Origin of the sequence: Halobaculum litoreum (assembly GCF_030127125.1) — an archaeon.
GTDB lineage: Archaea > Halobacteriota > Halobacteria > Halobacteriales > Haloferacaceae > Halobaculum > Halobaculum litoreum.
On sequence record NZ_CP126156.1, the window covers coordinates 1,475,170 to 1,498,045 of the forward strand.

21 protein-coding genes and 4 pseudogenes are annotated in these 22,876 nt (G+C 72.7%); 8 read left to right on the forward strand and 17 right to left on the reverse strand.

Annotated features, from left to right (window positions below):
• The first annotated feature begins 64 nt into the window (after positions 1-64).
• Together P0R35_RS07995 and P0R35_RS08000 are read left to right on the forward strand one after the other, a co-directional pair.
• Positions 65-754 carry a DsbA family protein gene (locus P0R35_RS07995; RefSeq protein WP_284011988.1) on the forward strand — a complete coding sequence of 230 codons (690 nt, stop codon included), beginning with the start codon at positions 65-67 and terminating at the stop codon, positions 752-754.
• Positions 751-1,431, forward strand: coding sequence for a hypothetical protein (locus P0R35_RS08000; RefSeq protein WP_284011989.1), 681 nt, complete (start codon positions 751-753; stop codon positions 1,429-1,431). The genes P0R35_RS07995 and P0R35_RS08000 overlap by 4 nt, the downstream gene beginning before the upstream one ends.
• A gap of 53 nt (positions 1,432-1,484) precedes the next feature.
• Here the strand turns inward: P0R35_RS08000 and P0R35_RS08005 are convergent, their stop codons facing one another.
• Together P0R35_RS08005 and P0R35_RS08010 are read right to left on the reverse strand one after the other, a co-directional pair.
• Complete coding sequence (locus P0R35_RS08005) at positions 1,485-1,799, reverse strand: DUF8036 family membrane protein (RefSeq protein WP_284011990.1); 315 nt, start codon at positions 1,797-1,799, stop codon at positions 1,485-1,487.
• A gap of 130 nt (positions 1,800-1,929) precedes the next feature.
• Entirely contained in the window at positions 1,930-3,267 is a 1,338-nt protein-coding gene (locus tag P0R35_RS08010) for a ferritin-like domain-containing protein (protein ID WP_284011992.1), read from the reverse strand.
• Between the two features lie 272 nt (positions 3,268-3,539).
• Between P0R35_RS08010 and P0R35_RS08015 the strand changes: the two genes are divergently transcribed.
• The gene (locus tag P0R35_RS08015; RefSeq protein WP_284011993.1) at positions 3,540-4,199 is read left to right on the forward strand and encodes a LiaF transmembrane domain-containing protein; all 660 of its coding nucleotides are present in this window, start codon (positions 3,540-3,542) and stop codon (positions 4,197-4,199) included.
• A gap of 19 nt (positions 4,200-4,218) precedes the next feature.
• Here P0R35_RS08015 and mutS read toward each other — a convergent pair.
• The 3 genes and pseudogenes from mutS to P0R35_RS08030 all read right to left on the reverse strand — a co-directional run bounded on the left by mutS (position 4,219) and on the right by P0R35_RS08030 (position 8,120).
• Positions 4,219-6,961: pseudogene (gene mutS, locus P0R35_RS08020) on the reverse strand (DNA mismatch repair protein MutS).
• Between the two features lie 245 nt (positions 6,962-7,206).
• On the reverse strand, positions 7,207-7,569 hold the full coding sequence (locus P0R35_RS08025; protein ID WP_284011994.1) for a hypothetical protein: 363 nt from the start codon (positions 7,567-7,569) through the stop codon (positions 7,207-7,209).
• A gap of 53 nt (positions 7,570-7,622) precedes the next feature.
• Positions 7,623-8,120, reverse strand: coding sequence for a zinc ribbon domain-containing protein (locus P0R35_RS08030; protein WP_284011995.1), 498 nt, complete (start codon positions 8,118-8,120; stop codon positions 7,623-7,625).
• Between the two features lie 140 nt (positions 8,121-8,260).
• On the opposite strand from P0R35_RS08030, the gene P0R35_RS08035 reads away from it, so the two are divergent.
• Both P0R35_RS08035 and P0R35_RS08040 read left to right on the forward strand, forming a co-directional pair.
• The gene (locus tag P0R35_RS08035; RefSeq protein ID WP_284011996.1) at positions 8,261-8,938 is read left to right on the forward strand and encodes a DsbA family oxidoreductase; all 678 of its coding nucleotides are present in this window, start codon (positions 8,261-8,263) and stop codon (positions 8,936-8,938) included.
• A gap of 338 nt (positions 8,939-9,276) precedes the next feature.
• Positions 9,277-9,879 (forward strand): DUF7839 domain-containing protein, encoded by a 603-nt coding sequence (locus tag P0R35_RS08040; RefSeq protein ID WP_490396512.1) that lies wholly within the window; start codon positions 9,277-9,279, stop codon positions 9,877-9,879.
• Between the two features lie 169 nt (positions 9,880-10,048).
• Here P0R35_RS08040 and P0R35_RS08045 read toward each other — a convergent pair whose 3' ends face one another.
• Positions 10,049-10,471, reverse strand: coding sequence for a VOC family protein (locus P0R35_RS08045; protein WP_284011997.1), 423 nt, complete (start codon positions 10,469-10,471; stop codon positions 10,049-10,051).
• 11 nt (positions 10,472-10,482) lie between these two features.
• Positions 10,483-11,283 (reverse strand): SDR family NAD(P)-dependent oxidoreductase, encoded by an 801-nt coding sequence (locus tag P0R35_RS08050; RefSeq protein WP_284011998.1) that lies wholly within the window; start codon positions 11,281-11,283, stop codon positions 10,483-10,485.
• 186 nt (positions 11,284-11,469) lie between these two features.
• Between P0R35_RS08050 and P0R35_RS08055 the strand changes: the two are divergent.
• A pseudogene (locus P0R35_RS08055) lies at positions 11,470-12,645 on the forward strand (3-hydroxyacyl-CoA dehydrogenase); the annotation flags it as partial.
• A gap of 63 nt (positions 12,646-12,708) precedes the next feature.
• Here the strand turns inward: P0R35_RS08055 and P0R35_RS08060 are convergent.
• From P0R35_RS08060 to P0R35_RS08075, 4 genes are all read right to left on the reverse strand, one after another.
• The gene (locus tag P0R35_RS08060; protein WP_284012000.1) at positions 12,709-13,233 is read right to left on the reverse strand and encodes a winged helix-turn-helix domain-containing protein; all 525 of its coding nucleotides are present in this window, start codon (positions 13,231-13,233) and stop codon (positions 12,709-12,711) included.
• 34 nt (positions 13,234-13,267) lie between these two features.
• A complete protein-coding gene (locus tag P0R35_RS08065) occupies positions 13,268-14,410 on the reverse strand; it encodes an acyl-CoA dehydrogenase family protein (protein WP_284012001.1) in 1,143 nt (380 codons plus the stop codon).
• A gap of 67 nt (positions 14,411-14,477) precedes the next feature.
• The gene (locus tag P0R35_RS08070) at positions 14,478-15,338 is read right to left on the reverse strand and encodes an alpha/beta fold hydrolase (RefSeq protein ID WP_284012003.1); all 861 of its coding nucleotides are present in this window, start codon (positions 15,336-15,338) and stop codon (positions 14,478-14,480) included.
• Between the two features lie 50 nt (positions 15,339-15,388).
• Positions 15,389-16,612 (reverse strand): acyl-CoA dehydrogenase family protein, encoded by a 1,224-nt coding sequence (locus P0R35_RS08075; protein WP_284012004.1) that lies wholly within the window; start codon positions 16,610-16,612, stop codon positions 15,389-15,391.
• 86 nt (positions 16,613-16,698) lie between these two features.
• Between P0R35_RS08075 and P0R35_RS08080 the strand changes: the two are divergent.
• A pseudogene (locus P0R35_RS08080) lies at positions 16,699-17,803 on the forward strand (phosphotransferase family protein).
• Positions 17,804-17,884: 81 nt separating this feature from the next.
• The gene (locus tag P0R35_RS08085) at positions 17,885-18,856 is read left to right on the forward strand and encodes an alpha/beta fold hydrolase (RefSeq protein ID WP_284012005.1); all 972 of its coding nucleotides are present in this window, start codon (positions 17,885-17,887) and stop codon (positions 18,854-18,856) included.
• Positions 18,857-18,884: 28 nt separating this feature from the next.
• On the opposite strand, the gene P0R35_RS08090 is transcribed toward P0R35_RS08085, so the two are convergent.
• The 6 genes and pseudogenes from P0R35_RS08090 to P0R35_RS08115 all read right to left on the reverse strand — a co-directional run bounded on the left by P0R35_RS08090 (position 18,885) and on the right by P0R35_RS08115 (position 22,843).
• The gene (locus P0R35_RS08090; protein WP_284012006.1) at positions 18,885-19,301 is read right to left on the reverse strand and encodes a DUF7522 family protein; all 417 of its coding nucleotides are present in this window, start codon (positions 19,299-19,301) and stop codon (positions 18,885-18,887) included.
• Between the two features lie 64 nt (positions 19,302-19,365).
• Positions 19,366-19,761, reverse strand: a complete 396-nt coding sequence (locus tag P0R35_RS08095) for a Zn-ribbon domain-containing OB-fold protein (RefSeq protein WP_284012007.1) — start codon at positions 19,759-19,761, stop codon at positions 19,366-19,368.
• Positions 19,758-20,923 (reverse strand): annotated as a pseudogene (locus tag P0R35_RS08100) (thiolase domain-containing protein). Before P0R35_RS08100 ends, P0R35_RS08095 begins: the two are co-directional and overlap by 4 nt.
• Positions 20,924-21,098: 175 nt before the next feature.
• On the reverse strand, positions 21,099-21,629 hold the full coding sequence (locus P0R35_RS08105; RefSeq protein ID WP_284012009.1) for a 50S ribosomal protein L16: 531 nt from the start codon (positions 21,627-21,629) through the stop codon (positions 21,099-21,101).
• Positions 21,630-21,731: 102 nt separating this feature from the next.
• On the reverse strand, positions 21,732-22,475 hold the full coding sequence (gene nucS / locus P0R35_RS08110; RefSeq protein ID WP_284012010.1) for an endonuclease NucS: 744 nt from the start codon (positions 22,473-22,475) through the stop codon (positions 21,732-21,734).
• Positions 22,476-22,648: 173 nt separating this feature from the next.
• Positions 22,649-22,843, reverse strand: coding sequence for a cold-shock protein (locus P0R35_RS08115; RefSeq protein ID WP_073307057.1), 195 nt, complete (start codon positions 22,841-22,843; stop codon positions 22,649-22,651).
• Positions 22,844-22,876: the final 33 nt, after the last annotated feature.

The window sequence follows — 22,876 nt, forward strand, 5'->3', positions numbered from 1 at the left end:
CGGTCGTGCGCAGGCGGCGCCCACCCGGGTGGGGTTCCTTGTCCGGCGTGACCTGTGACAGCGTATGGACTTCACTCGGCGCTCGGCGGTCGCGGCCGTCGGCGCCGCCGGCCTCGGCGCGCTCGCCGGCTGTCTCGGCGGCGGGGCCGGCGGCGGCGGGGACGGCGGTGGCGGCGGCGACGGGACGCCGATCGGCGACCACCCCGCCGCCGCCGGCCTCGACGCCCAGCCGTCGCTCGGGGACGCCGACGCCGGCGCGACGGTCGTCGCCTTCGAGGACCCCTCCTGTCCCACCTGCCGGAACTTCGAGCGTGGGACGGGTGCCCGGCTCAGGTCCGGCCCCGTCGCCGACGGCGACCTCCGGTTCGTCTCGCGGGTGTACCCGATCATCTACCCGTGGGGGAAGCCGGCGGTGCAGGCGCTGGAGGCGACGTACGCCCGCGAGGACGGCGCCGACGCGTACTGGGCGCTGTTCGACCACTACTTCGCCGAGCAGGACGCGTTCACCACGGACAACGTGCTCGACCGGACGGAGGCGTTCCTCGCGGAGACGACCGACCTCGACGCCGCGGGCGTCGTCGCCGACGCGGAGGCGGCGGCGTACGACGACGCCGTGCAGGCGGACCTCGACGCGGGCGAGGCGGCGGGCGCCGACCGGACGCCGACCGTCTACCTGTTCCGCGACGGGCGGTACGTGACGGTCGCCTCGGGGAACGTGAGCTACGAGACCGTCGCCTCGGCGCTCCAGCTATGAGCGGCGCGAACCGGCTCACCCGCGCCCGGCGCCGGCTGGGTCTCCCGCGGCTCCCCTCCTCGCGTCGCGACCTCCGGCTCGTCGCCCGGACGGTCAGGCTCGTGCTCGGCGTCCCCGCCTACGGCGCGCTCGCGATCGTCGTGAGCGTGCTCGCGCTCTCGGCGTTCGTCCTCTCGCAGAACGTCGCGCTCGTGCGCGACACCGTCGTCGGCGGCGCGCTCCCGCTGGACGCCCGCCTGACGATCCTCGTCGAGCAGTACCCGTTCGTCGGCACCGTGTACGAGCCGCTGCCCGGGGCGATGCTGGTCGTGATCGCGCTCCTCACGGGCGCGAACGTCGCGGTGGTCGCGTACCACCTCCGGGAGCACGGGATCCTCCGCCGCGAGGCGGTCGACGGCCGCTCGGACGCCGTGGGCGGCGCCGGCGCCTCCGGCGGGAGCCTCGGCAGCGCCGTCGGGGTGGCCCTCGGCGCGCTCGGCGCGGGCTGTGCAGCGTGCGGGTCGGCGGTGCTCGTCGGCGTCCTCTCGCTCGTGGGGGCGTCCGGTGTCGTGCTGTTCCTCCCGTTCGACGGGCTGGAGTTCACCCTGCTGGCGCTGGTGCCGCTGGGGCTGTCGCTGTTCTGGCTCGCCGACGGGATGCGCGGCGCCGAGATCCGGGGCTGTCCGGTGGACGTCTGAGTCGCGCGTAGGCGACCCGTCGGGGCGGCGTCGACGGGACGGGCCCCGGGGGCTCAGTCGAGCGTGACGCGGAGCAGCACGACCAGCGCGACCGTCTCGAGGAGGTGCAGCGTCACCATCGCCCGCCACGCGACCGACGGGACGGCCGACGAGAACCACACCGACAGCGTCGGGTCGGCGAGGTAGTAGTACAGCGCGACCGCGTTCTCGGCGAACAGCAGCACCGCGACCGTCGACAGCCCGATCGCGTGCGGCGAGCGGAGGCGCACGGCGTTGCGCCCCCACACCGCCAGCAGCCCGGTCAGGACCGCGACGTTCGCGCCGGCCGCGCCCGTCGCGACGGTCGCCCACGGCGAGGCCACGGTCACCGCCCGCCCGGTCGGACGGCTTCGGGTGGACGCGTCGGCGGGGACGGCGCGGCCGTGTCGGCCGACGCCGCGAGTGCGACGCGGGGTGTGGACCGGTCGGACCGCGACCGGAGGCCACGGTCCGCGCGGCTCACTGCTCGACGATGAACTGCGAGGCGATCTCGACGACCTCGTCCATCGTGCGCGGCTCGTCGACCGCCATCGGGAACGGCGACTCGACGTTCAGTTCGTTGAGGAACGCGGCGTGGCGGGCCTCGACGGCGTGGATGCCGACCGCGGCGCCGAACACCGCGTCGTCGGCGACGGTGCCGGCCTGCCCGGCGTACGCGGAGACGCCGGTGTTCTCCAGCGCCCGCGCGACGCCGAGGAACTCCGAGGGGTTCGTGTAGCCGAAGTCGTACTCGGCCTCCTCGACGGGCGTGCCGCCGAGCTGTTCGACCGTGTCCGCGATGGCGCTGACGTGGGCGGCCTCGTGGGCACCCACGGTCCGGATGTGGTCCGGGACGTTCATCCGGATCCCCTCGCCGTACTCCGAGAGCACGCTCGCGTCCATCAGTTCGTCGTCGGAGTACGTCTCCAGCCCCTCGCGGTAGAAGGCGTTCTCCAGGTGCTCCAGCGTGAGCGCGTAGTTCAGCACGTCAACGTCGCTCACGTCGTTCTCGGCCTTCCGGTCGGCCGTCGGCTCCGCCTCGCCGTCGAGGGGTGCGGGGGAGGCCACCTCGCTGGTGATGAACTGCCCCGCGATCTCGAGCACCTCCTCCACGGTCGACGCCTCCTCGACGCCGCTCGGGAACGGCGACTCCCCGTTGATCAGGTTGAGGAAGGAGGCGTGGCGCGCCTCGACGCTCTGGATACCGGCGGCCGCACCGAGGACGGCGTTCTGCTTGATCGCGGCGGCCGCGCCCGTGTAGGCGGCGACGCCGGTGTTCTCCAGCGCGCCGGCGGTCGCGAGGAACTCCGAGGGCGTCGAGTAGCCGAAGTCGTACTCGGCCTCCCCGACGGGCGTGCCGCCGAGGTCCTCGATGGTCGCGGAGATGGCGTCGACGTGTGCCTGCTCGTGTGCGCCGACGGTGGCGAGGTACTCCGGCACCTGCATCCGGAGGGTCTCGCCGAACGACGACAGCGAGTCCGCCGCCATCAGCTCGTCGGCGCCGAACTCGTCGAGCCCCTCGCGGTAGAAGACGTTCTCCAAGTGCTCCAGCGTGAGCGCGTAGTTGAGGACGTCGACGTCGGGGTTCGGCGGCTCCGCCTCCGTCTCCGTCGCCTCCTCGGTCTCCGTCGGCGTGTCCATCGGCGTGTCCATCGGCGTGTCCATGCCGCCGGTCGGGGTGCCGTCGCCGCCGCTGCTACCGGAACACCCCGCGATCCCCGCGACGCCCGCGGCGGCGAGCGCGCCGGCGAACCGTCGGCGGGAGAGGCGGTCGGTGGACGAGTCGGTCGGGCTCGAACTGCGTCGTGGGTCCGTCATTGCTACACCTCCACCGACCACCTATCAGCATAAGTACCATTTCCGGACTCCGACGGAACTCCGCCCGAGCTGGGTACGAACTCTCTCCCAATTTCGTTCGGATTCGCCGACCGGTGCCCGGTCGCGGTCGAGGGGCGTCGTCCCGGGCGGGCCCGGAGAACCGCCGCCCGAAGGGTCGCGTGCGATCACTCGTCAGTACGGGTTTATCCCCCGAGCGAGCGTCTTCCGTGTCGAGACACCCCGCCAGCGGCGGGGACCGCTCGGAGACCACCATGACCGATTCACACGTCCGCGCCGACACCGACGCACGCACCCCCCGAACGCGACTGCTCCTCGGCGGCCTCGTCGTCGCCCTCGGGCTGATCCTGCTCGCCGACACCACCGGCCTCGTCGCCGTCGACGGCTTCGCCGTGTTCCTCGCGGGCGCGCTCGTCGTCTACGGCGGCTACCGACTGGTCAGCGAGCGGGCGCGCCACCTGTTCTGGCCCGGGACGTTCGTGCTCGTCGGTGCGGGCTGGCTCCTCGTCGAGGTCGGCCTCCTGACCGGTGCGCAGGCCCGCGGCCTCTGGCCGGTGCTCGTCGTCCTGTTCGGCGCGTCGCTGCTGCGCGGGCGCCGCGACGGGAGCCTGTTCGGCTCGCCGGCGATCGTGATCGCGACCGGTGACGGCGGCGGCGCGACCCGCGCGACCGCCCTGTTCGAGGACGCCCGCCTCGACCTCCGCGGGCTCGGCGTCCCCACCCCGGCCGCCGTCGAGGCGACCGCCGTGTTCGACGACGTCGAGGTCGTCGTCCCCGAGGGGCGCGTCGTCGTCGTCGACACGACGACCGTGTTCGGCAGCGTGAACGATCTCCGCCGCACGCGCCCGACCGGCGACCCCGACCTCCTGATCGAAGCGACCGCCGTCTTCGGCGACGTCCGGATCGTCGACTGAGGCGCCACGCCGGCGGCGATCACTCCTCGTCGGCCAGCTGTTCTTGCCACGCCTGCACTTTCGCCATCAGCTCCACGGGCGGCGTCTCGTTCACATCGGTCTCCCGGAGCGCCTCCAGCACCGCCTCGGCCTCGGGGTCGAGCGCCGGCGACGCCGCGGACGCCCCGCGCGCCGACGCGGCGGCCCCGTTACCGGCGCGGTCCGGCGGCGTCGACGCCGAGCCCCCGGCGTCGGTCGGCCGCCGCTCCCCGTCGGTCGCGTCGGCGTCGGCGTCGGCGACGAACTCCCCGCGGAGAGGTCGAACACGGCCTGTCTCGTGTCGCCGTCGTCGCCCGCGGCGGCGCCCTTCGCCTCGATCGCTTTCTCCTCGCGCAGTCGGTCGAGCACGTCGCCCGCGCGGCCGACGACCGGTCCGGGGACGCCGGCGAGGTCGGCGACGTGGACGCCGTAGCTGCGGTCGGTCGGCCCCTCGCGCACCCGGCGGAGGAAGGTGACGTCGCCGTCGCGCTCCTCGGCCGCGACGTGGACGTTCGCGACGCGCGGGAGGTGTTCGGCCAGCGCCGTGAGCTCGTGGTAGTGGGTCGCGAACAGCGTCTTCGCGCGCACCTCGTTGTGGAGGTACTCCGTCGCGGCCCACGCGATGGAGATGCCGTCGTACGTCGCCGTCCCCCGACCCACCTCGTCGAGGACGACGAGCGAGTCCTCGGTCGCCGAGTGGAGGATGTTCGACAGCTCCTGCATCTCGACCATGAACGTGGAGCGCCCCTGCGCGAGCTCGTCGAGCGCGCCGACGCGGGTGTACACGCCGTCGACGAGCGGGAGCGTCGCCGCGTCCGCCGGGACGAAGCTCCCGGCCTGCGCGAGCAGCGAGACGAGCGCGCACTGGCGCATGTACGTCGACTTCCCGCTCATGTTCGGGCCGGTGACGATGAGGAAGCCGCGCTCGCGGTCCATGCGGAGGTCGTTCGGCACGAAGTCGGTCGTCTGCTCGACCACGGGGTGGCGGCCCGCGTCGATGCGGAGTTCGTCGCCGTCGGTGAACTCGGGGCGCGTCCAGTCGTTCGTCGCCGCGTGGTGGCCCAGCGACGCGAGGGTGTCCAACTCCGCGAGCGCCCGCCCCACGTCCTGCAGGAGTTCGGCGTCCGCGGCGACCCGCTCGCGGACCTCCTCGAAGATGCGCCGTTCCAGTTCCTCGCGACGCTCCTCCATCCGGAGCACCGTGCGCTCGCGCTCCTCCAGTTCCTCCGTGACGAACCGCTTGGAGTTCTTCAGCGTCTTGATCTCGCGGTAGTGGTCGGGCACCGCGCCGGCGACGGACTTGCCCACCTGGATGTAGTAGCCGTCCGTCTTGTTGCGGTCGACCGAGACGTGGGAGAGCCCGTGTTCGCGCTTCTCGCGCTCGGCGAGCGTGTCGAGCCACTCGACGGCCGCCTCGTACTCCGACACCAGCTCGTCGAGTTCGTCGTCGTAGCCCCGGGCGACGACGCCGCCGTCGCCGCCGATCGAGCCCGGCGGCTCGGCGGCGATGGCGGCGGCGAGTTCGTCGTGGAGCGCCCGCGCCGCCCCTGGTCGGGCCGGGCGAGCACGTCCGGCACCGGCGAGTCGGCCAGTTCCGTGCCCTCGACGGCGGCCGCCAGCTCCGGGAGCCGTTCCAGCGCCGAGCGGACGGCCGCGAGGTCGCGCGGGCCCGCCGAGCCGCTGGTCGCGCGCGCGGCGAGGCGTTCGAGGTCGGCGGTGCCGTCGAGCGTGTCGAGCAGCCGGTCGCGCGCGAGGGCGGCGCTCGCGAACGCCTCGACGGCGGCGCCCCGCCGCTCCAACTCGGCCCGGTCGCGTCGCGGGCGTGTGAGCCACTCGCGCAGCAGGCGCGTCCCGGCCGCGGTCTCGGTGTGGTCGAGCGTGTCCAGCAGCGTGCCGTCGCGGTCCCCCTGCATCGTCTCGACGAGTTCGAGGTTGCGCTGGGTGGTGGCGTCGAGCGCGACGCGGCCGCCGGGGTCGAGCCCGCCGAGCCGGGTCATCGACGCGAGCACGCCCGCGCCGGTGTCGTCGACGTAGTGGAGGACCGCGCCGGCGGCGCCCACCGCCGGGGCGGCGTCGAGGCCCACGGCCGCGAGCGCCTGCTCGCCGAACTGGTCGCCGAGGCGGTGGCGGGCGCGGCCGGGGGCGAACGCCTCGGCCTCGTGGAGCGTGAGGCGCGCGTCGGTCGCCTCGCGGAGGTCGGCGAGGCGGGCGTCGTCGTCCCGGACGCCGGGGCCGGGCAGCAGTTCGACCGGGGTGAACCGGTGGAGCTCCGCGCGGACGTCGTCGAGGGCGGCGAAGGCGGCGGCGTGGAACCGGCCGGTCGTCACCTCGGCGACGGCGAGGCCCCACGGCTCGTCGCTCCCGTCGTCGTAGTCGACGGCGGCGAGCCACCGGGCGGCGGCGCCGTCGGGGTCGACGACGGTGCCCGGGGAGACGACGCGCTCGATCTCGCGGGCGTGGCCGTCGGCGGTCTCGTACTGCTCGGCGACCGCCACCCGGTAGCCGCGCTCGACGAGCGCCTTCAGGTACGGCGTGAGTTCCGACAGCGGGACGCCGGCCATCGGGTACGACGAGCCGTGGCTCGACTTCTGTGACACCTTCAGGTCGAGCTCGTCGGCGACGAGTTCGGCGTCGTCGGCGAAGAACTCGTAGAAGTCGCCACACTGCATCGCGAGCACGTCCGCGTCCGTGGACTCCTTCAGGGAGAGGAACTCGCCCACGATGCCGCCGGCGTTCGCCGTCATTGGTCGGTCGAAGGTGGCGGCGTCGCCGGGTAAAACGCTACGGGTCCGGGGCGGCGATCGGCGTGGATCCGCCGGGGTTTCGGCGGCGGGTGACGGCCGGACGGCTCCGCGGCGCGTGCGGCGCGAGAGTACGTAGCCGCCGTCGCCCCGGGACAAAGGCCCCTACCCGATGCCCGCGGAGCCGACGGCGACGGTGGTAGTGGGTCGCCGTGTCCGCTTTTACGTTTCGCCTCCCGGCGCCCGGCTCAGACCCCGGGGATCCCGAGCGCGGAGAAGCCCGTCACGCCGAGCACCGACAGCAGTTCGAGCACGAGCGACGCCGCGAGCCACCCGGTCAGCGCGATGCCGGCGGCGGTGAACCACCCGCCCTTGTAGCGCCACTTGATCACCCCGAGGTACGCGAGGTACGTCACCAGCGTCCCCAGCAGCGGGAGCCAGCCGAACAGCGCGGAGGCGACCACCCACGCGAGCGCGCCGATGAGCGCCGTCCACACCGCGTGGTCGTACCCCTTGGCGTTCGAGAGCAGGCGCGCGCCGGCGTAGATGCCGATCCCCCCGACGAGCGCGCTCACGACGAAGACGATCAGCGAGTCGACGGCAGCGACCATACCTCGCGTCCGTCGCGAGGGGACGAAAACGTGGCGGCGGCGACGGGCGGGGGCTACCGGTCGGCGCCGTCGGGGTCGGGACCGTTCGGGCCGGCCCGCGGCAGTTCGGTCGTACACCACGGACAGAAGTCGAGGTCGGCGTCGAGTTCCTTCCCGCAGTTCGGGCACGACGGCGCCTCGCCGTCCGCGGCGTCGCCGCTCCGCGCGGCGTCGTCGCCGCCCGCGGCCGCCCCGACGGCGTGGCGTTCACGCTCCAGCGCGTCGTTGTGGCGCCGCGCGAGCAGGTACGCGTCGACGGCGCTGGCGAGGACGACGAACACCGGCGGGAGGGCGCTGAGCGGGTCGCCCACCGGCCCGCCGGTGTTGATCGCCTCCACGACCTCCGGCGGGACGAGCACCAACACCGCCGCGAACGTGGCCGCGAACCAGCCGAGCGCCCGCGCCCACCGCCGCAGGTAGACGTGGCCGAGGCCGGTCACCGCCAGCGCCAACAGCCCGGCGAGCCACGGCCGCCTGCGACCCGGCGGCCCGCCGATCCCGGGGAGCCTCATACCCCCAACGCGGGGCAACCGAGCGTAAAAACCCCCGATGGGCCGCGCGCCGGGCCCGGGTGGGCCGCGGGCGGGCGCGGTCGTGCGACACGGACGGCCGGGAGCGACGGAGCCTAAAGCCGGCCGACCCACGACGAACCATGAGCGTGGACGACGCGACCGACGCCGGCGGCGCGAGCGACGGGGAACCGATCGCCATCTACTCCGACTTCGTGTGTCCGTTCTGCTACCTCGGGCGGGCGTCGCTCGACCGGTACCGCGCCGACCGCGCCGACCGCGACCGCGCCGACCTCGACGTCGAGTGGCGCTTCTTCGACCTCCGGGGCCACAAGCGCGGCCCCGACGGCGAGATCCGCGACGACGTCGACGACGGGAAAGACGAGGACTACTACGACCAGGTGCGCGAGAACGTCACGCGCCTCAAGGCGGAGTACGACGCCGACGCGATGCTCGACTTCGACGCGGTCCACGACGCCGACTCGTGGGACGCCCAGCAGGTCGCGCTGTACGTGAAGGGCGCCTACGACGCCGAGACGTTCCGAGCCTTCTACGACGCGGTCCTCGAAGCCCACTGGGAGGAGGGCCGCGAGATCGACGACCTCGACACCCTCGTCGACATCGCGGAGACCGTCGGCGTCGACGGCGGCGAGGTGCGCGACGCCGTCGCCGACGACGCGCTCGCCGCGGAGTTGGAGACGCAGTTCGAGGAGGCGCGACGCCGCGGCGTCACCGGCGTGCCGACGTTCGTCGCCGACGGCCACGCCGCCCGCGGTGCGGTGCCGCCCGCACACCTCCGCCGGCTCGTCGAGGACGCCTGAGCGCCCGAACACAACTCCGGTTGTGATCGGGGCGGCCGAACGGGCGGTTCGCGCCGCCGAGGACAAACATACTTGTGTTCACCCGACCCACGTCGGGGTGTGAGCGACGACGCGAGCGACGGCGACTTGGGCGTGCTCCGGCACAAGCGCGAGGCGACGCGCTACCGGATCCTCGTCGAGATCGCCGAGCGCCAGCCGGCGGTGAGCCAACGCGAGATCGCCGACGCCATCGGCGTCACCGCGCAGGCGGTGTCCGAACACCTCGGCGACCTCGCCGAGGGCGGGTTCGTCGACCGCGAGGGGCGCGGGCGCTACCGCGTCACGAAGGAGGGCGTCGACTGGCTCATCTCCCGGACCGACGAGCTGCGCGAGTACCTCGACCACGTGACGGGCGACGTGCTCGGCGGCGTGGAAGTGGAGACCGCGCTGGCGGACGGCCCCGTCGACGAGGGCGACCGCGTCACCCTCTCCATGCGCGACGGCGTCCTCCACGCGCGGCGCCTCGACGGGGACGACGCGGCGGCGGCCGGCGGGACGCGGGGCGGCGCGACCGCGCTCGCGGTGACGGCCGCCGAGGACGGCACCGACGTCGGCGTCGCCGAGTTCGACGGCGTCGTCGACTACGACCTCGGGGCGGTCACGGCGGTCGTCGTCCCCGCGGTCCGCGACGGGGGAGCCGGGTCGTCGACGCCGAGCGCCTCGCCGCCGCGGCGGCCGACGCCGACCTCGTCGCCGCCGCCGGCACGGAGGCGCTGGCGGCGCTGCGCCGCGCCGACCGCGAGCCCGACCTCCGCTTCGGGACGGTCGACGCCGTCCACGAGGCGGCCATGCGCGGCCTCGACGTGCTGCTCGTGGTCGGCGGCGGCGACCTCTCGGCCCACACCGACGCCCTCCGCGGCACCGGGGTCGACGTCGACGTGGTCGACTCCGCGGCACGCTAAGCGGTTCTCGGATTCGATACTCGGGGGCGAACGTTGAAGTTGTGCCTGTCTGAATCGCCGACAATGTCCACCGAGACCGCCGTCCGGGTCCGGGTGGGTCTCGCCACCGCGGCCGTGTTCGCGGTGACGGCGCTCGCCGCGCTCGGCCTCGCCAGCATCGCGCTGTGAGCTACGCGTCGGGCGCGACGACCTCGACCGTCGCCCCGCCGGGAGCCTCGCAGTAGAGCGCGTAGTACCCGCCGGCGAACGGGTGTCGATCCTCGTACAGGAGCGACGCGTCCGCGCGCTCGCGGACCGCGTCGGTCAGCCGGTCCACCTGGTCGCGCGAGCCGGCGTGGAACGCCAGGTGGTCCAACCCCGGCGCGCGCCGGTCGAACTCGTCGGCCGTGCCGTCCGCTGCGCCGAGCACGACGTACGTCGGGCCGTTCACCCACGAGCGGCCGCCGTCCCACTCGTCCTTCCGTTCGTAGCCCAACTCGCCGAGGAGCCAGTCCCAGAACGCCGCGGCGGCGTCGAGGTCGGCGGCGTTCAGTTCGACGTGGTGGAGGCGCCCGGCGTGGGCGGGGTCGGCGTGGTCGCGTTCGTCGGGCATCGAGTCGTCCCCTACTGCTGGGGCATCTGTTCGCCCTGCGGGACGCCCTGTGCGGCGACCGTCTCGCCCGTCATGTAGCTGGCGGCGTCGCTGGCGAGGAACCGCGCGACGTCGGCGATCTCCTCGCTCGTGCCGATCCGGCGGTCGACGTCGGCGCGGTCGACCTCGTCGGCGGAGACGCCCATCTGCGTCTCGACGCCGGGCGTCGCCACGAACCCGGGCGCGATGCAGTTCACCCGCACGTCGCGGCCGGCCCACTCGATCGCCAGCGTCTCGGTGAGGTTGATCACGCCCGCCTTCGCCGCGCCGTAGTGGCTCATGTACTGGGCGGCGCGCTGGCCCGCGACGCTCGCGAGGTTGACGACCGCGCCGCCGTCGCCGTCCGCGAGGTGGTCGGCGGCCGCCTGCGTGCAGTGGAACGTCCCGTGGAGGTTGATGTCGACGACGGTCTTCCAGCCGTTCTCGGAGATGTCGTCGAAGCCGGCCATGAACGACGCGCCCGCGTTGTTCACGAGCACGTCCAGCGAACCGAACTCCTCGACGGTCGCCTCGACGAGCGCGTCCACCGCGTCGCGGTCGGTGACGTCGCACTCCACCGCGAGACAGCGCCCGTGGTCGCCGTCGGCGGCGTCGGCGGCCGCGTCGATCGCCTCGGCGACGGGGTCGACGTTCTCCTGTTCGCGCGAACAGACGACGACGTCGGCGCCGTCGGCGGCGAACTCCTCGGCGACGGCGCGGCCGATCCCGCTGGAGGCGCCGGTGATCACCGCCACCTCGCCCGCCAGCGAGAAGCGGTCGTGGACGTCGCTCACGCCGTCCACCCCGTTCGGGGGGCGGCGGTCGTCGGACGGGGCGAACCGGACGGATCCGTGTGTCGTGTCATCGACCGATGGTGGGCGACGGCGTCACATGAATCCCCGGGGCCGATCCCCGGCTCGGCTTACCATCGTTAACTCGGCGCCGGTACACCTATCCCGCCGCTCACACACCTCCCGGACATGTCGACCGACGGGATCTCGCACGTGACGGTGCTGGGCGCGGGCAACATGGGCCACGGCATCGCCGAGGTGGCCGCCCTCGCGGGGTACGACGTGACGATGCGCGACATCGACGAGGACGCCGTCGCCGACGGCTACGAGGGGATCGAGTGGAGCCTCGGCAAACTCGCGGAGTCGGGCCGGATCGACGAGCCCCCGGCCGACGTGCTCGCCCGGATCGACACGACGGTCGATCTGGCCGCCGCCGTCGCCGACACCGACGTCGTGATCGAGGCGGCGCCCGAGCAGTTGGCGATCAAACGCGACGTGTTCGGCGACCTCGACGAGCACGCGCCCGCCGACGCGATCCTCGCGACGAACACCTCCAGCCTCTCGATCACCGCCATCGCCGAGGCGGTCGCCGACCCCGGGCGCGTCGTCGGCACCCACTTCTTCAACCCGCCCGTCCGGATGGACCTGGTCGAGGTCGTCCACGGCGCCGAGACGAGCGCGGCGACCGCGGAGACGGCGGCGGCGCTGATGGAGTCGTTCGGGAAGACGCCGATCCACGTCCGCAAGGACGTCCACGGCTTCGTCGTCAACAGCGTCCTCGGCCCGTTCATGCAGGAGCCCGCGTGGATGGTGTCGACCGGCGAGGCGACGGTTCGCGGCGCCGACGCGACGATGGTCCACGAGCGGGGCTACCCGATGGGGCCGTTCGAGTTGGGCGACCTCACCGGCATCGACATCGGCTACCACGTCCGGCGGGAGGCGGGGCTCCCGGTCGCCCCCCTCGTCGCGGAGAAGGTGGACGCCGGCGACCTCGGCCGGAAGACCGGCCGCGGCTACTACGAGTACGGCGACGACGCGGCGGGCGCCGACTACACCGCGGCCGACGCCGGCGACTTCGACTGGCTCCGCGTGGAGGCGCGGATGGCGAACGAGGCGGCGAAGCTGGTCGGCGACGACGTGGCGACCGCCGACGCCGTCGACACGGGGATGCGCCTCGGCGCCGGCTTCCCCGAGGGGCCGTGTCTGCGGGCCGACCGGCGCGGCCTCGACGAGGTGCTGGCGGTCCTCCGCGACCGCCACGAGGCGACCGGGGAGGACCGCTTCGCGCCGGCCGACTACCTCGTCGAGCTGGTCGAGGCTGGGCACACCGGCGTCGACGCCGGCCGCGGCTTCTTCGCGTACGACGACGACGGAGACCGGGTCGAGACGTAGCCGCGCCGGCCGCGGCGACAGCCCGGGGTCCGGCGGCTACTCCTCGCGCAGGCTCCGGAACATCTCCGGGTCCGTGCGGAACTTCAGGACGTTGTGGACGACGTGGTTGCGGAGGTTCGAGACGACCGCGCCGTGGGCCTTGTAGAACTCGTGGATCCACTTCGACTCTGCCTCCCGCGACGGGAACATCATCACCGACTTCCACTGGTACTCGCCGTCGGAGAGGAAGTACAGCAGGGTGTGCGGGTCGTCGCGGATGTACGCCATCGCCGACCGCCACTCGTCGGCGAAGTTCGAGGGGTCGAACTTGAACTCGAACAGGCCGAACACGTAGTAGTCCTCGTTGGGGACGATGGCGTCGCGGAACACGCCGCGCTCGCGCATCTTCCGGAGCGTCTCGCTGACGGTGACGTGGGAGACGTCGATGCCGTACTCGGCCGCGAGGACGTCCGCGAGCTCGCGCGAGGAGACGCCCGGGTTCGCGGCGACCTCCTCGAGGATCGCCACGTCGCGTTCGCTGAAGTCCCAGTCGGGCGCCTCGTCGGCGGCGTCCCCGTTCATCGGCCGCCCGCGGCGACCGCGGCTGCGCGCGGGCTCACAGTATCTGGTCCGAGATGATGTTCTTCTGGATCTCGGAGGTGCCCTCGTAGATCTTCGTGATCCGGGCGTCGCGGTAGAACCGCTCGGCCGGGTGGTCGGTGACGAAGCCGGCGCCGCCGTGGACCTGGATCCCCTCGTCGGCGACCTCGACGGCGTGCTCGGAGGCGAACAGCTTCGCCATCGACGCGAACTTCGCGGCCAGCTGGTCGTCGTTGCCCTCGTCGACGACCGACGCGGCGCGGTACGTCAGCGACCGGGCCGCCTCCACGTTCGTCGCCATCTCGGCGATCTTGTGGGAGACGGCTTGATACTCCGAGATCCGCTTGCCGCCCTGCTCGCGCTCGCCGGCGTACTCGGCGGCGGCGTCGAGCGCCCCCTGCGCGGCGCCGACCGCCTGTGCCGCGACGGAGGTGCGCCCGTCGGCGAAGAAGTTCATCAGCTGGTAGAACCCCTGGTCGACCGCGCCGATGACGTTCTCCTCGGGCACGCGGACGTCGTCGAGGCGGATCTCCGCGAGGTCCGAGGCGCGGATGCCGAGTTTGTTGTCGATCTTCGTCGGCTCGAACCCCTCGCGGTCGGTCTCGACGAGGAAGGCGGTGATGCCGCGGTGGCGCTCGCCCGGCGTCGTCTTCGCCATCACGACGGCCACGTCGGCGATCGTGCCGTTCGTGATCCACATCTTGTCGCCGTTCAGCACCCACTCGTCGCCGTCCTGCTCGGCGCGCGTCTCGATGCCCGCCACGTCCGAGCCGTGCGCCGGCTCGGAGATGCACGAACAGGTGGCCGACTCGCCGGCGGCGACCTTCGGGAGCCACTCCTCTTTCATCCACTCGTCGCCGAACTTGCGGATCATCGAGGTGCCGAAGCCGCGAGAGCCGATCGCGGAGCCGATCCCGGGGTCGGCGCGCCACAGCTCCTCGGTGACGACCGCCGAGGTGAGCAGGTCCATCCCCGCCCCGCCGTACTCCTCGGGGATCGTCGGCGCGACCAGGTCGTAGCGCGCCGCCTGCTCGACGAGGTCGTGCGGGTAGCGCTTCTCCTCGTCGTGCTCGCGCGCGACGGGTCGGATCTCGTTTTCGCCGAACTCCCGCACCACGTCGCGGATCGCCTCCTGCTCGCTCGAAAGTTGGAACGCCATGGGCCGAGTGACCTTTCCATCGCTAAATAGTCACCGGCGACTCCCGTCGACCGGGACCCCGCCCGAACTAGTTCGCGAGGAACCCCGACAGCGCCTCGCGATACGCCTCGGTCCGGTCGTGAGTGACCCAGTGGTACGCCCCCGACAGCGGCTCGACCGCACAGTCGCCCGCGATCGCGTCGGCGAGGCGGTGGGCGTTCGCCACCGGCTGGAGGACGTCGTCGCCGCCCCACAGACACAGCGTGTCCGCGGTGACGGCGCCGTAGTCGATGCACGTGGTGTCGTTCGTGTTCGTCGCCACGGCCGCGCGGGCCAGCGCGGTCCGGCCGCCCTCGCGCTTCCACGGCGCCTTCATGCCGGCGACGAACGCCGGGTCCGCCTCGCCGTGGGCGCCCTCGGCGAACAGGAACTCGAGCTGCTCGTCGAACTCCTCGTCGTCCCACCCGTCGACGACGCCCGGGACGCCCAGCGAGTTGACGTACTCCACCGGCCACGAGTCGAAGCACGCCGCGTTCGAGAGGACCAGCTTCCGGACGTGCTCGGGGCGCGCGGCGGCGTAGCGGAGCGCGACGCCGCCGCCGATGTCGTGGGCGACGAGGTCGACGTGGTCGTAGTCGGCCTCGGCGACGATGTCGGCGAGCACGCTCGTCTGTGCGCGTACCGACCGGTCGAAGTCGTCCGTGCGCTGGGAGTTGCCGTAGCCCGGGAAGTCGGGGGCGATCACGTGTCGCTCCTCGGCGACGGCGGGCGCGACGCCCCGCCACAGGAACGACCACGTCGGGATCCCGTGGAGGAACACGACGGGCGGCCCGCCGTTGTCCCGTCCCGCCCCGTAGTACGCCACGTCGAGGTCGCGCCCGTCGACGACGGCCGTCGTCGCCGACTGCGCCGCCGTCCACGCCTCGTGGTCCGCGTCGAGTCCCACCATACGAGGGGGTTCTCGACCCGGCGACGTAAATCGGACCGGCCGTTCCCGGCTTACTCGCTCGGCTCGCCGTAGCGTGTCACGTTGGCGAGTTCGGACTCGTCCACGTCGCCGAACGCGTCGCGGGCGATGACGCGACGGTGGACCTCGTCGGCGCCGTCGATGACGCGGAACTGCCGGACGGACTCGTAGAAGTCGGCGATCGGGAGGTCCTTCCCGATGCCGTTGCCGCCGCAGATCTGCAGGGCCGTGTCGACGATGTCCTGCACGGTGTTGGCGGCGAACGTCTTGCTCATCGCCACCTGCACGCGCGCCTCCTCGTCGCGGTCGATCCGCGCGGCGGCGTCGCGCACCATCGTCCGCACGGCGTGCAACTCGGTCTCGGCGTCGGCCACGTCGTGTCGCAGCGCCTGCTTGTCGGCCAGCGGGCCGTCGAACGCCTCGCGCTCGCTGGCGTACGCCTTCGCGACGTCGAGCGCGCGCTCGGCCATCCCCGCGAAGCGCATACAGTGGGTGAGCCGCGCGGGCCCGAGGCGCTGTTGGGCGTGGGCGAAGCCCCGGTTCTCGGTGCCCAGCAGGTTCTCCTCGGGCACGCGGACGCCGTCGTACTCGATCTCGGCGTGGCCGACGCCGGTCACCTCGCCGCCGACGTGGGGGACGTCGCGGACGACGTTCACGCCCGGCGTGTCCGCGGGGACGAGGAACAGCGACGTGCCCTCGTACGGGTGGGCCTCTTGGTCGGTCCGGGCCATCACGATGAGCACGTCCGCCTCGGTGCCCCCCGTCGTCCACCACTTGTGGCCGTCGATCACCCACTCGTCGCCGTCCTTCTCGGCGGTCGTGCGGATCATCTTCGGGTCGGAGCCGCCGCCCTGCATCGGCTCGGTCATCGAGAAGCCCGACGAGATCTCGCCCGCGACGAGCGGGCGGAGCCACCGCTCCTGTTGCTCGTCGGTGCCGAGCAGCTCCAGCGTGTGCATGTTCCCCTCGTCGGGGGCGTCGACGCGACACGCCGCGGCGCCCAACAGCGAGCGCCCGGCCTGTTCGAACATCGGCAACACGTCGCGGAACGCCATCCCCATGCCGCCCCACTCCTCGTCGATCTGCGGGCAGAACACGTCGTACTCGCGGGCCGTCTCGCGGAGGGCCGCCAGCTGCTCGGCAGTCACGGGACCGTCGCCGAGCACCTCGCGCTCGACGGGGATCACTTCCTCGTCGACGAACTCCCGGGTCCGCTCGGCGAGGGCGCGCGCCGCCTCGCTGTCGTCGTACTCCATACCACCGCCTTCGGTCGCCGCGGGAAAACAGTACCCCCGCCCGGTCGACCCCGGCGCTTTTGCCCGGCGGTGTGGAATCGCCCCACATGACCGACACGGACGACACCGCGGACGCCGACGCAGCCGTCGACTCGGCGGCGTACTTCCGACGCCTCGTCGACCCGGAACGACTCCGCACGTACCTCGCCGACGCGCTCGGCCCGGCCGACGAGTTCGACGTGCGCCGCCACCCGGAGGGCCACTCCAACGAGACGCTGTTCGTCACCTACGGCGACCGCGAACTGGTGATCCGCCGGCCGCCGCCCGGCGAGACCGCCGAGACCGCCCACGACGTGCTCCGGGAGTACCGCGTGATGGACGCGCTCCAGGACACCCCGGTGCCGCTCCCCGAGACGGTGCTCGCGTGCGACGACCACGACGTGCTCGGCTCGGACTTCTACGTGATGGCACGGACCGCGGGCGACGTGCTCCGCGAGGCCGAACCCGAGCGCTTCGCCGCCCCCGAGCACCGCCGCCGCGTCGGCGAGGAGTTGGTCGACGGGCTCGCGGCGATCCACGCGGTCGACCCCGAGGCGGTCGGCCTCGCGGAGTTCGGCCGGCCCGCGGGGTTCACCGAGCGGCAGGTGGGTCGCTGGGCCAAGCAGTTCGAGTGGGCGTTCGACGTGACCGCCGAGGAGCGCGCCGTCCCCGAGATCCGCGAGGTGACCGAGTGGCTGCAGGCGAACGTGCCCGACGACCACGAGCAGACGCTCGTCCACGGCGACTACAAACTGGACAACGTGATGTACGCGCCCGGCACGCCGCCGGAACTCGTCGCCGTGTTCGACTGGGAGCTGTCGGCGCTGGGCGACCCGCTCACCGATCTGGGGTGGATGCTCTCCTTCTGGCGCGATCCGGGCGACCCCGCGCCCGCGACCCCGGAACTGACGGCGACGTTCATGGAGCGCGAGGGGGTACCCGAGCCGACGCGACCTCGTCGACCGCTACGAGGACGCCACCGGGATCGAGTACGACCACGACCGCTTCTACCGGACGCTCGCGGTGTACAAGCTGGCCGCGCTGGGGGAGATGTTCTTCCGGCGTTACTTGGAGGGGAACAGCGACGACCCGCTGTACCCGACGATGGAGACGCGGGTGCCCGCGATGGCCGAGCGCTGCCTGCGGATCGTCGACGGCGAGGAGCCGCTGTAGGTCGGCGTCGCACCGCACTCGTGTGCCGTGGTGGCAGCCGTCGCCACCCGAACTAAGTCCTCCGCGACCCTACACGTGGGTATGACTCTCCGATCCAAACTCGCCGCGACCGCGAAGTACGCCCTCCTCGGCGCGGGCGTGACCGTCGCCGCGACGAAGGCGTTGCGCGCGAAGGCGGGCGAACTCGAACCGCCGCTCGACGGCGTCCAGGGCACCTTCCGCTGGCGCGGGATGGACGTCGCCTACACCGAAGCCGGCGACGAGGACGACGAGACGGTCGTCCTCCTCCACGGCATCAACGCCGCCGGCTCGGCGGGCGAGTGGCGCGAGACGTTCGCCCCCCTCTCGAAGGAGTACCACGTCGTCGCGCCCGACCTCCCCGGCTTCGGCCGCTCCGAGCGCCCGCCGCTGCGCTACTCGGCGGCGCTGTACGAGGACTTCGTCCGCGACTTCCTCGCGGAGTTCCCCGGCGCGCGCGTCGTCGCCTCCTCGCTGACGGGCGCGTACGTCCTCGGCGTCGCCGACGACCTCGACGTGGCCGAGGTGACGCTCGTGTGCCCGACCGCCGTCGCCGGCCCGGAGCCGCCGAAGCCGGCGATCCGGGAACTGATCCGCGCGCCCGTCCTCGGCGACGCGGTGTTCGGGCTGCTCACGTCGAAGCCGTCCATCGACTACTTCAACGCCGACCACGGCTACTGGGACCCGGCGAAGGCCGGCGAGGACTGGCCCGACTACGAGTGGCGCACGACCCACCAGCAGGGCGCGCGCTTCGCCCCCGCGTCGTTCGTCTCGGGCTTTCTCAACAGCGACGTCGACCTCGCGAGCGCGCTCGCCGACCTCGACGTCCCGACGACGCTCGTGTGGGGACGCGAGGCCGACCTCCCGCCGCTGTCGACCGGGCGGGAGTTGGCCGACGACGCCGGCTGTGAGTTGGTCGTGTTCGACGACGCGATGCTGCTGCCGCACGTGGAGTTCGGCGAGCAGTTCGTCGCGGTCGTCGCGGGCGAGCGCCCGGGCGAGACCGTGACGGTGGAGCAGGAGAACGGGGAGTAGAGCGGGGCTCGGTACCTCGTGGCGGCCCTCAGGGGCGTAGCCACGCCGGGACGTCGTCGATCTCCTGCGGGGAGTTGTGGTACAGTTGCTCGAGACACTCGGTGATGAACTGGACGATGTCCCGCCCGGCCTCCGGCGCGAGCGTCACCACGGTACCGATGTCCGTCCCCTGCGTGAAGTGGAACAGGATCGCCGTGTCGTACACCGACACCGTGCAGTGGTCGGTGCCGAGGTCGAACGGGCGCTCGGGTGCGAGCTCCCGGCTCCTCTCGCGGTAGTACGCGACGAACGCCGCCAGTTCCTCGTCGCTGTACTCGTCTCGCACGTCGTCGCGCACGTACAACACCTCGTGGTCGTCCGCCGAGTAGTGGAGCGCCGCGCGCAGGTAGTCCCCGGCCTCCCGGCGGAGGAACTGGACGAGATGGTCGGCTCTGCCGGAACTCATGCCCGACACACCGCCCGGAGCGATATGACTGTGCCCCTGTCGGAACTGCCCGCCGGGAGGCCGATCAGTCCGACCGGAACACGATCAGCCGATTTCCGGTCGCGCCGTTCGGCTCCACGTCCGGCCGCACCTCGTCGCCGATGGCGACCGCGTCGCCCGCCGCGTCGGCGACGATCCCCGTGATCCGGACGGGCCCGAAGTCGACGACCGCGGTGACGTACGGCGGCTCGACACCGAAGCCGGACGGCGCGACGTGGACCTCGGAGAACGTCGCGATCTCGCCCGTCGTGGGGAGCGGCGCCTCCGAGAGGTCCGTGCTCCCGCACTCCGGGCAGACGCGCCGCGGCGGGAGGCTCCCGTGGCCGTTCGCACACTCGACGTAGTACCCCTCCTCGCCGAGCGCGTCGGCCCACTCGTCGTACCCCGTGTTCGCGGGCACCTCGGGGTCGGAGTCGCTCATTCGGCCACCTCCAGGACGTGGACGACGGCGCTGGCGACCGTCCCGCCCGCGTTGTGGGTGAGCCCGACCGTCGCGTCCGCCACCGCGTCGCTGTTGGGGTGGTCGCCGCGCAGCAGGCGGGTCAGCTCGGCGATCTGTGAGCCGCCGGTCGCGCCGACGGGGTGGCCTTTCGCCTTCAGCCCGCCCGAGAGGTTGATCGGGAGGTCGCCGTCGCGGGTGGTGTCGCCGCGGCGGGCCGCGCCGATCCCCTCGCCCGGCTCGAAGAAGCCGAGCGACTCCAGCGCCAGCACCTCCGCGATGGTGAAGCAGTCGTGCACCTCCGCGACCTCGACGTCGTCGCTGGTGATCCCGGCGTCGGCGTACGCCTCCTCGGCGGCGTCCGTGGCGGCGGGCGTGCGGGCCATGTCCGCGCGGTCCTGCAGGGCGGCGCGGTCGCCCCCTGCCCGGTGCCGGTGATCGCCACCGACGCGTCGAGACCGTGCTCGGCGGCGAACGCCTCGGAGACGAGGACGAGCGCGCTCGCGCCGTCGGTGATGGGGCACGCGTCGAACAGGTGGAGCGGGGAGGCGACCTCGGGGGAGTCGAGCGCCTGCTCGACGGTGATCTCGCGTTGGTACTGCGCGTAGTCGTTGGGGACGGCGTTGGCGTGGTTCTTCACCGCGACGTGTGCGAGGTCCTCCCGGTCGCCGCCGTACTCGTCGAAGTAGGCGCGCGCCATCAGCGCGTACGCTCCCGGGAAGGTGACGCCCGCGCGCACCTCGAACAGCTCGTCGGCGGCGACCGCCAGCGACTCCGTCACCTCGGCCGTCGAGAGGTTCGTCATGCGCTCCATCCCGCCGGCGAGCACCACGTCGTTCTCGCCCGACCGGATCGCGCGGACGGCCTCGCGGACGGCAACGCCCGCGGAGGCGCACGCCTCCTCGTAGCGCGTTCCGGCACAGCGCAGGCCAGCCGCCTCGGCCATCACCGGCGCCTGGTGGCCCTGCCGTTCCGCCAACGCGCCCATGAAGTTCCCGTAGTTGAGGTGCTCGACGTCGTCGCCGTCGACGCCAGCGTCGGACAGCGCCGCGAGCGCGGCCTCCGCGAACAGGTCGCGACCGGTCCGCCCCTCGTGTGCCCCGAACGGGGTGAGGCCGACGCCCGCGACTCGGACTCCTGTCATACCCGTCGGGTGGTCCCCGGTCGGTGAAAGGCCTGCCGGAGTTTCGCGTCTGCGGCGTCGCTGCCGTGCGAATTTACTCGGCTCCGGGTTGCACCTTGCCGCTCCCCGCGGGGCGGGGACGGCGCGGCCGCTGACGGACGTGAGAACGGAAGCGGTCCGAGCGAAGCCGTCGGACCTACCGGACGAGAAGGTCCTTGCCCTTCTCGACGACGACGCGGCACGGCGGGGTCATCTTGTTGTACGCGCGACGGTACGCCTCCTTGACCACGTCGGCCTGGTCGACGTCGACGTACGCCGTGAAGATGGTGTCGCCGGCCTTCATGCGGGCGGCGGTGCCGACGGGCTTGCCGAACGCCTGACGCATGCCGTCGGAGACGCGGTCCGCGCCCGCGCCGGTCGCCTGCTTGTTCTCGCGCAGGATCTGGTGCGGGAACTTGCGCAGGACCATCTTGTAGTTGCCCTCGCCGAGCTCGCGGATGAGGTGGCGGTTGGCCGACAGGCGCGCCGACTCCAGCGAGCCGTGGCGGATCTGGACGTCCTCCTCGGTGACCAGCGAGATGTGGACTGGGTAGTCGTCCGGGTCCGTCTTCAGGTCGCCCATGTTGTGCTGTGCGATCTTCGAGCCAGGGATACCGGTGACGTAGTCGCGCCGCGTGTACGACGGCTTGTCGATCTTCCGGTACATAGAGGCCGGCTTGTCGGACATGGTTACTTGTCCGAGACGATGGCGGTGCGGGGGTTAAAGCCTACGTTTCGCCGCCCTGCGCGTGCGGGGCGTCCACACGGGCCGGGGCGGCCGACCGCCGGGTCACGGGGCGTCGTCGCCCGGCCCGTCCGCCGGCGGGTCGGCCGCGACGTGTTCGAGTCCCTCCTCGGCGAGCAGGTCGCGCGCCCGGTCGGTGACCGACGGCGCGAGGAGGACGCCCCGGACCGTCGTGCCGCCCGGCTCCTCGCGTTCGACCGCGGCGACGTACCGCGCGAGCTGGCCGGCCGCGTCCGGCCCGACCCGCCGTCGCTTCAGCTCGACGACCACCGGGCGCCCCTCGGCGTCGCGGCCGAACACGTCGACCGGGCCGGCCTCCGTCTCGCGTTCGGTAGCGAGCGGCTCGAACCCCGGCTCCACCACCGCGGGGTCGGCGAGTACGCGCTCCTTGAGGTCGGCCTCGCTCCCGACCACCTCCACCGAACGCCCGCCCGTCACGCCGTACGCCGCGAGGTGCTCCACCGCGGAGAACCGGACGTCGAGCCGTTCGTCGGGCGACTCGCGGACGCTCCGCACGCGGAGGCGCCCGTCGCGGACGGCCGCGCGGTGTTCGCTCCCCGGCGGCTGCCAGTTGACCGGGGTCCGCCCCTCGTCGGTGTGGACCAGCGCCGAGCCGTCCGGCTTGAGCACCACCAGCCGGGCCCCCGGCCCGAGCGACGACGACGCCCGGCCGTCGTACTCGACGCTGCAGGTGCCGAACAGCGTCACGAGGTCCCCCCTGTCGAACGCCGCCTCCAGCTCCCACAGCGCCTCGCGGTGGGACGGGTCGTGGAGCGTCGTCGCGGTCACGGCGCCTCCCTCCCGGTCGTGTTCACGGCGTCCGGTCCGGCCCGTGGGCGAATAAGCGCGACGGCGCCGTCGCTGTCGAGCCCGCCGTCGCGTCGTCGTCGACGCGGCCGTGGCTCGTCGGTGTGAAAAACGGTGAAAACTGCGGCACGGACTGCGTCCGTGTCGTCGGAACCTTACAGGCGCTGCAGGTTCTTCGCGCGGGGGCCCTTCTCGGCCTCCTCGATGTCGAACTCGACCTCCTGACCTTCCTCCAGGTCCGGACCGCCGACGTCCTCCATGTGGAAGAAAACGTCCTCGTCCGCGTCCTCAGTCTCGATGAATCCGTAGCCGCCGGTGTCGTTGAAGAAGTCGACCTTCCCAGTTGCCATACACGACACGAGCGGAGGGGAACGGATAACCCT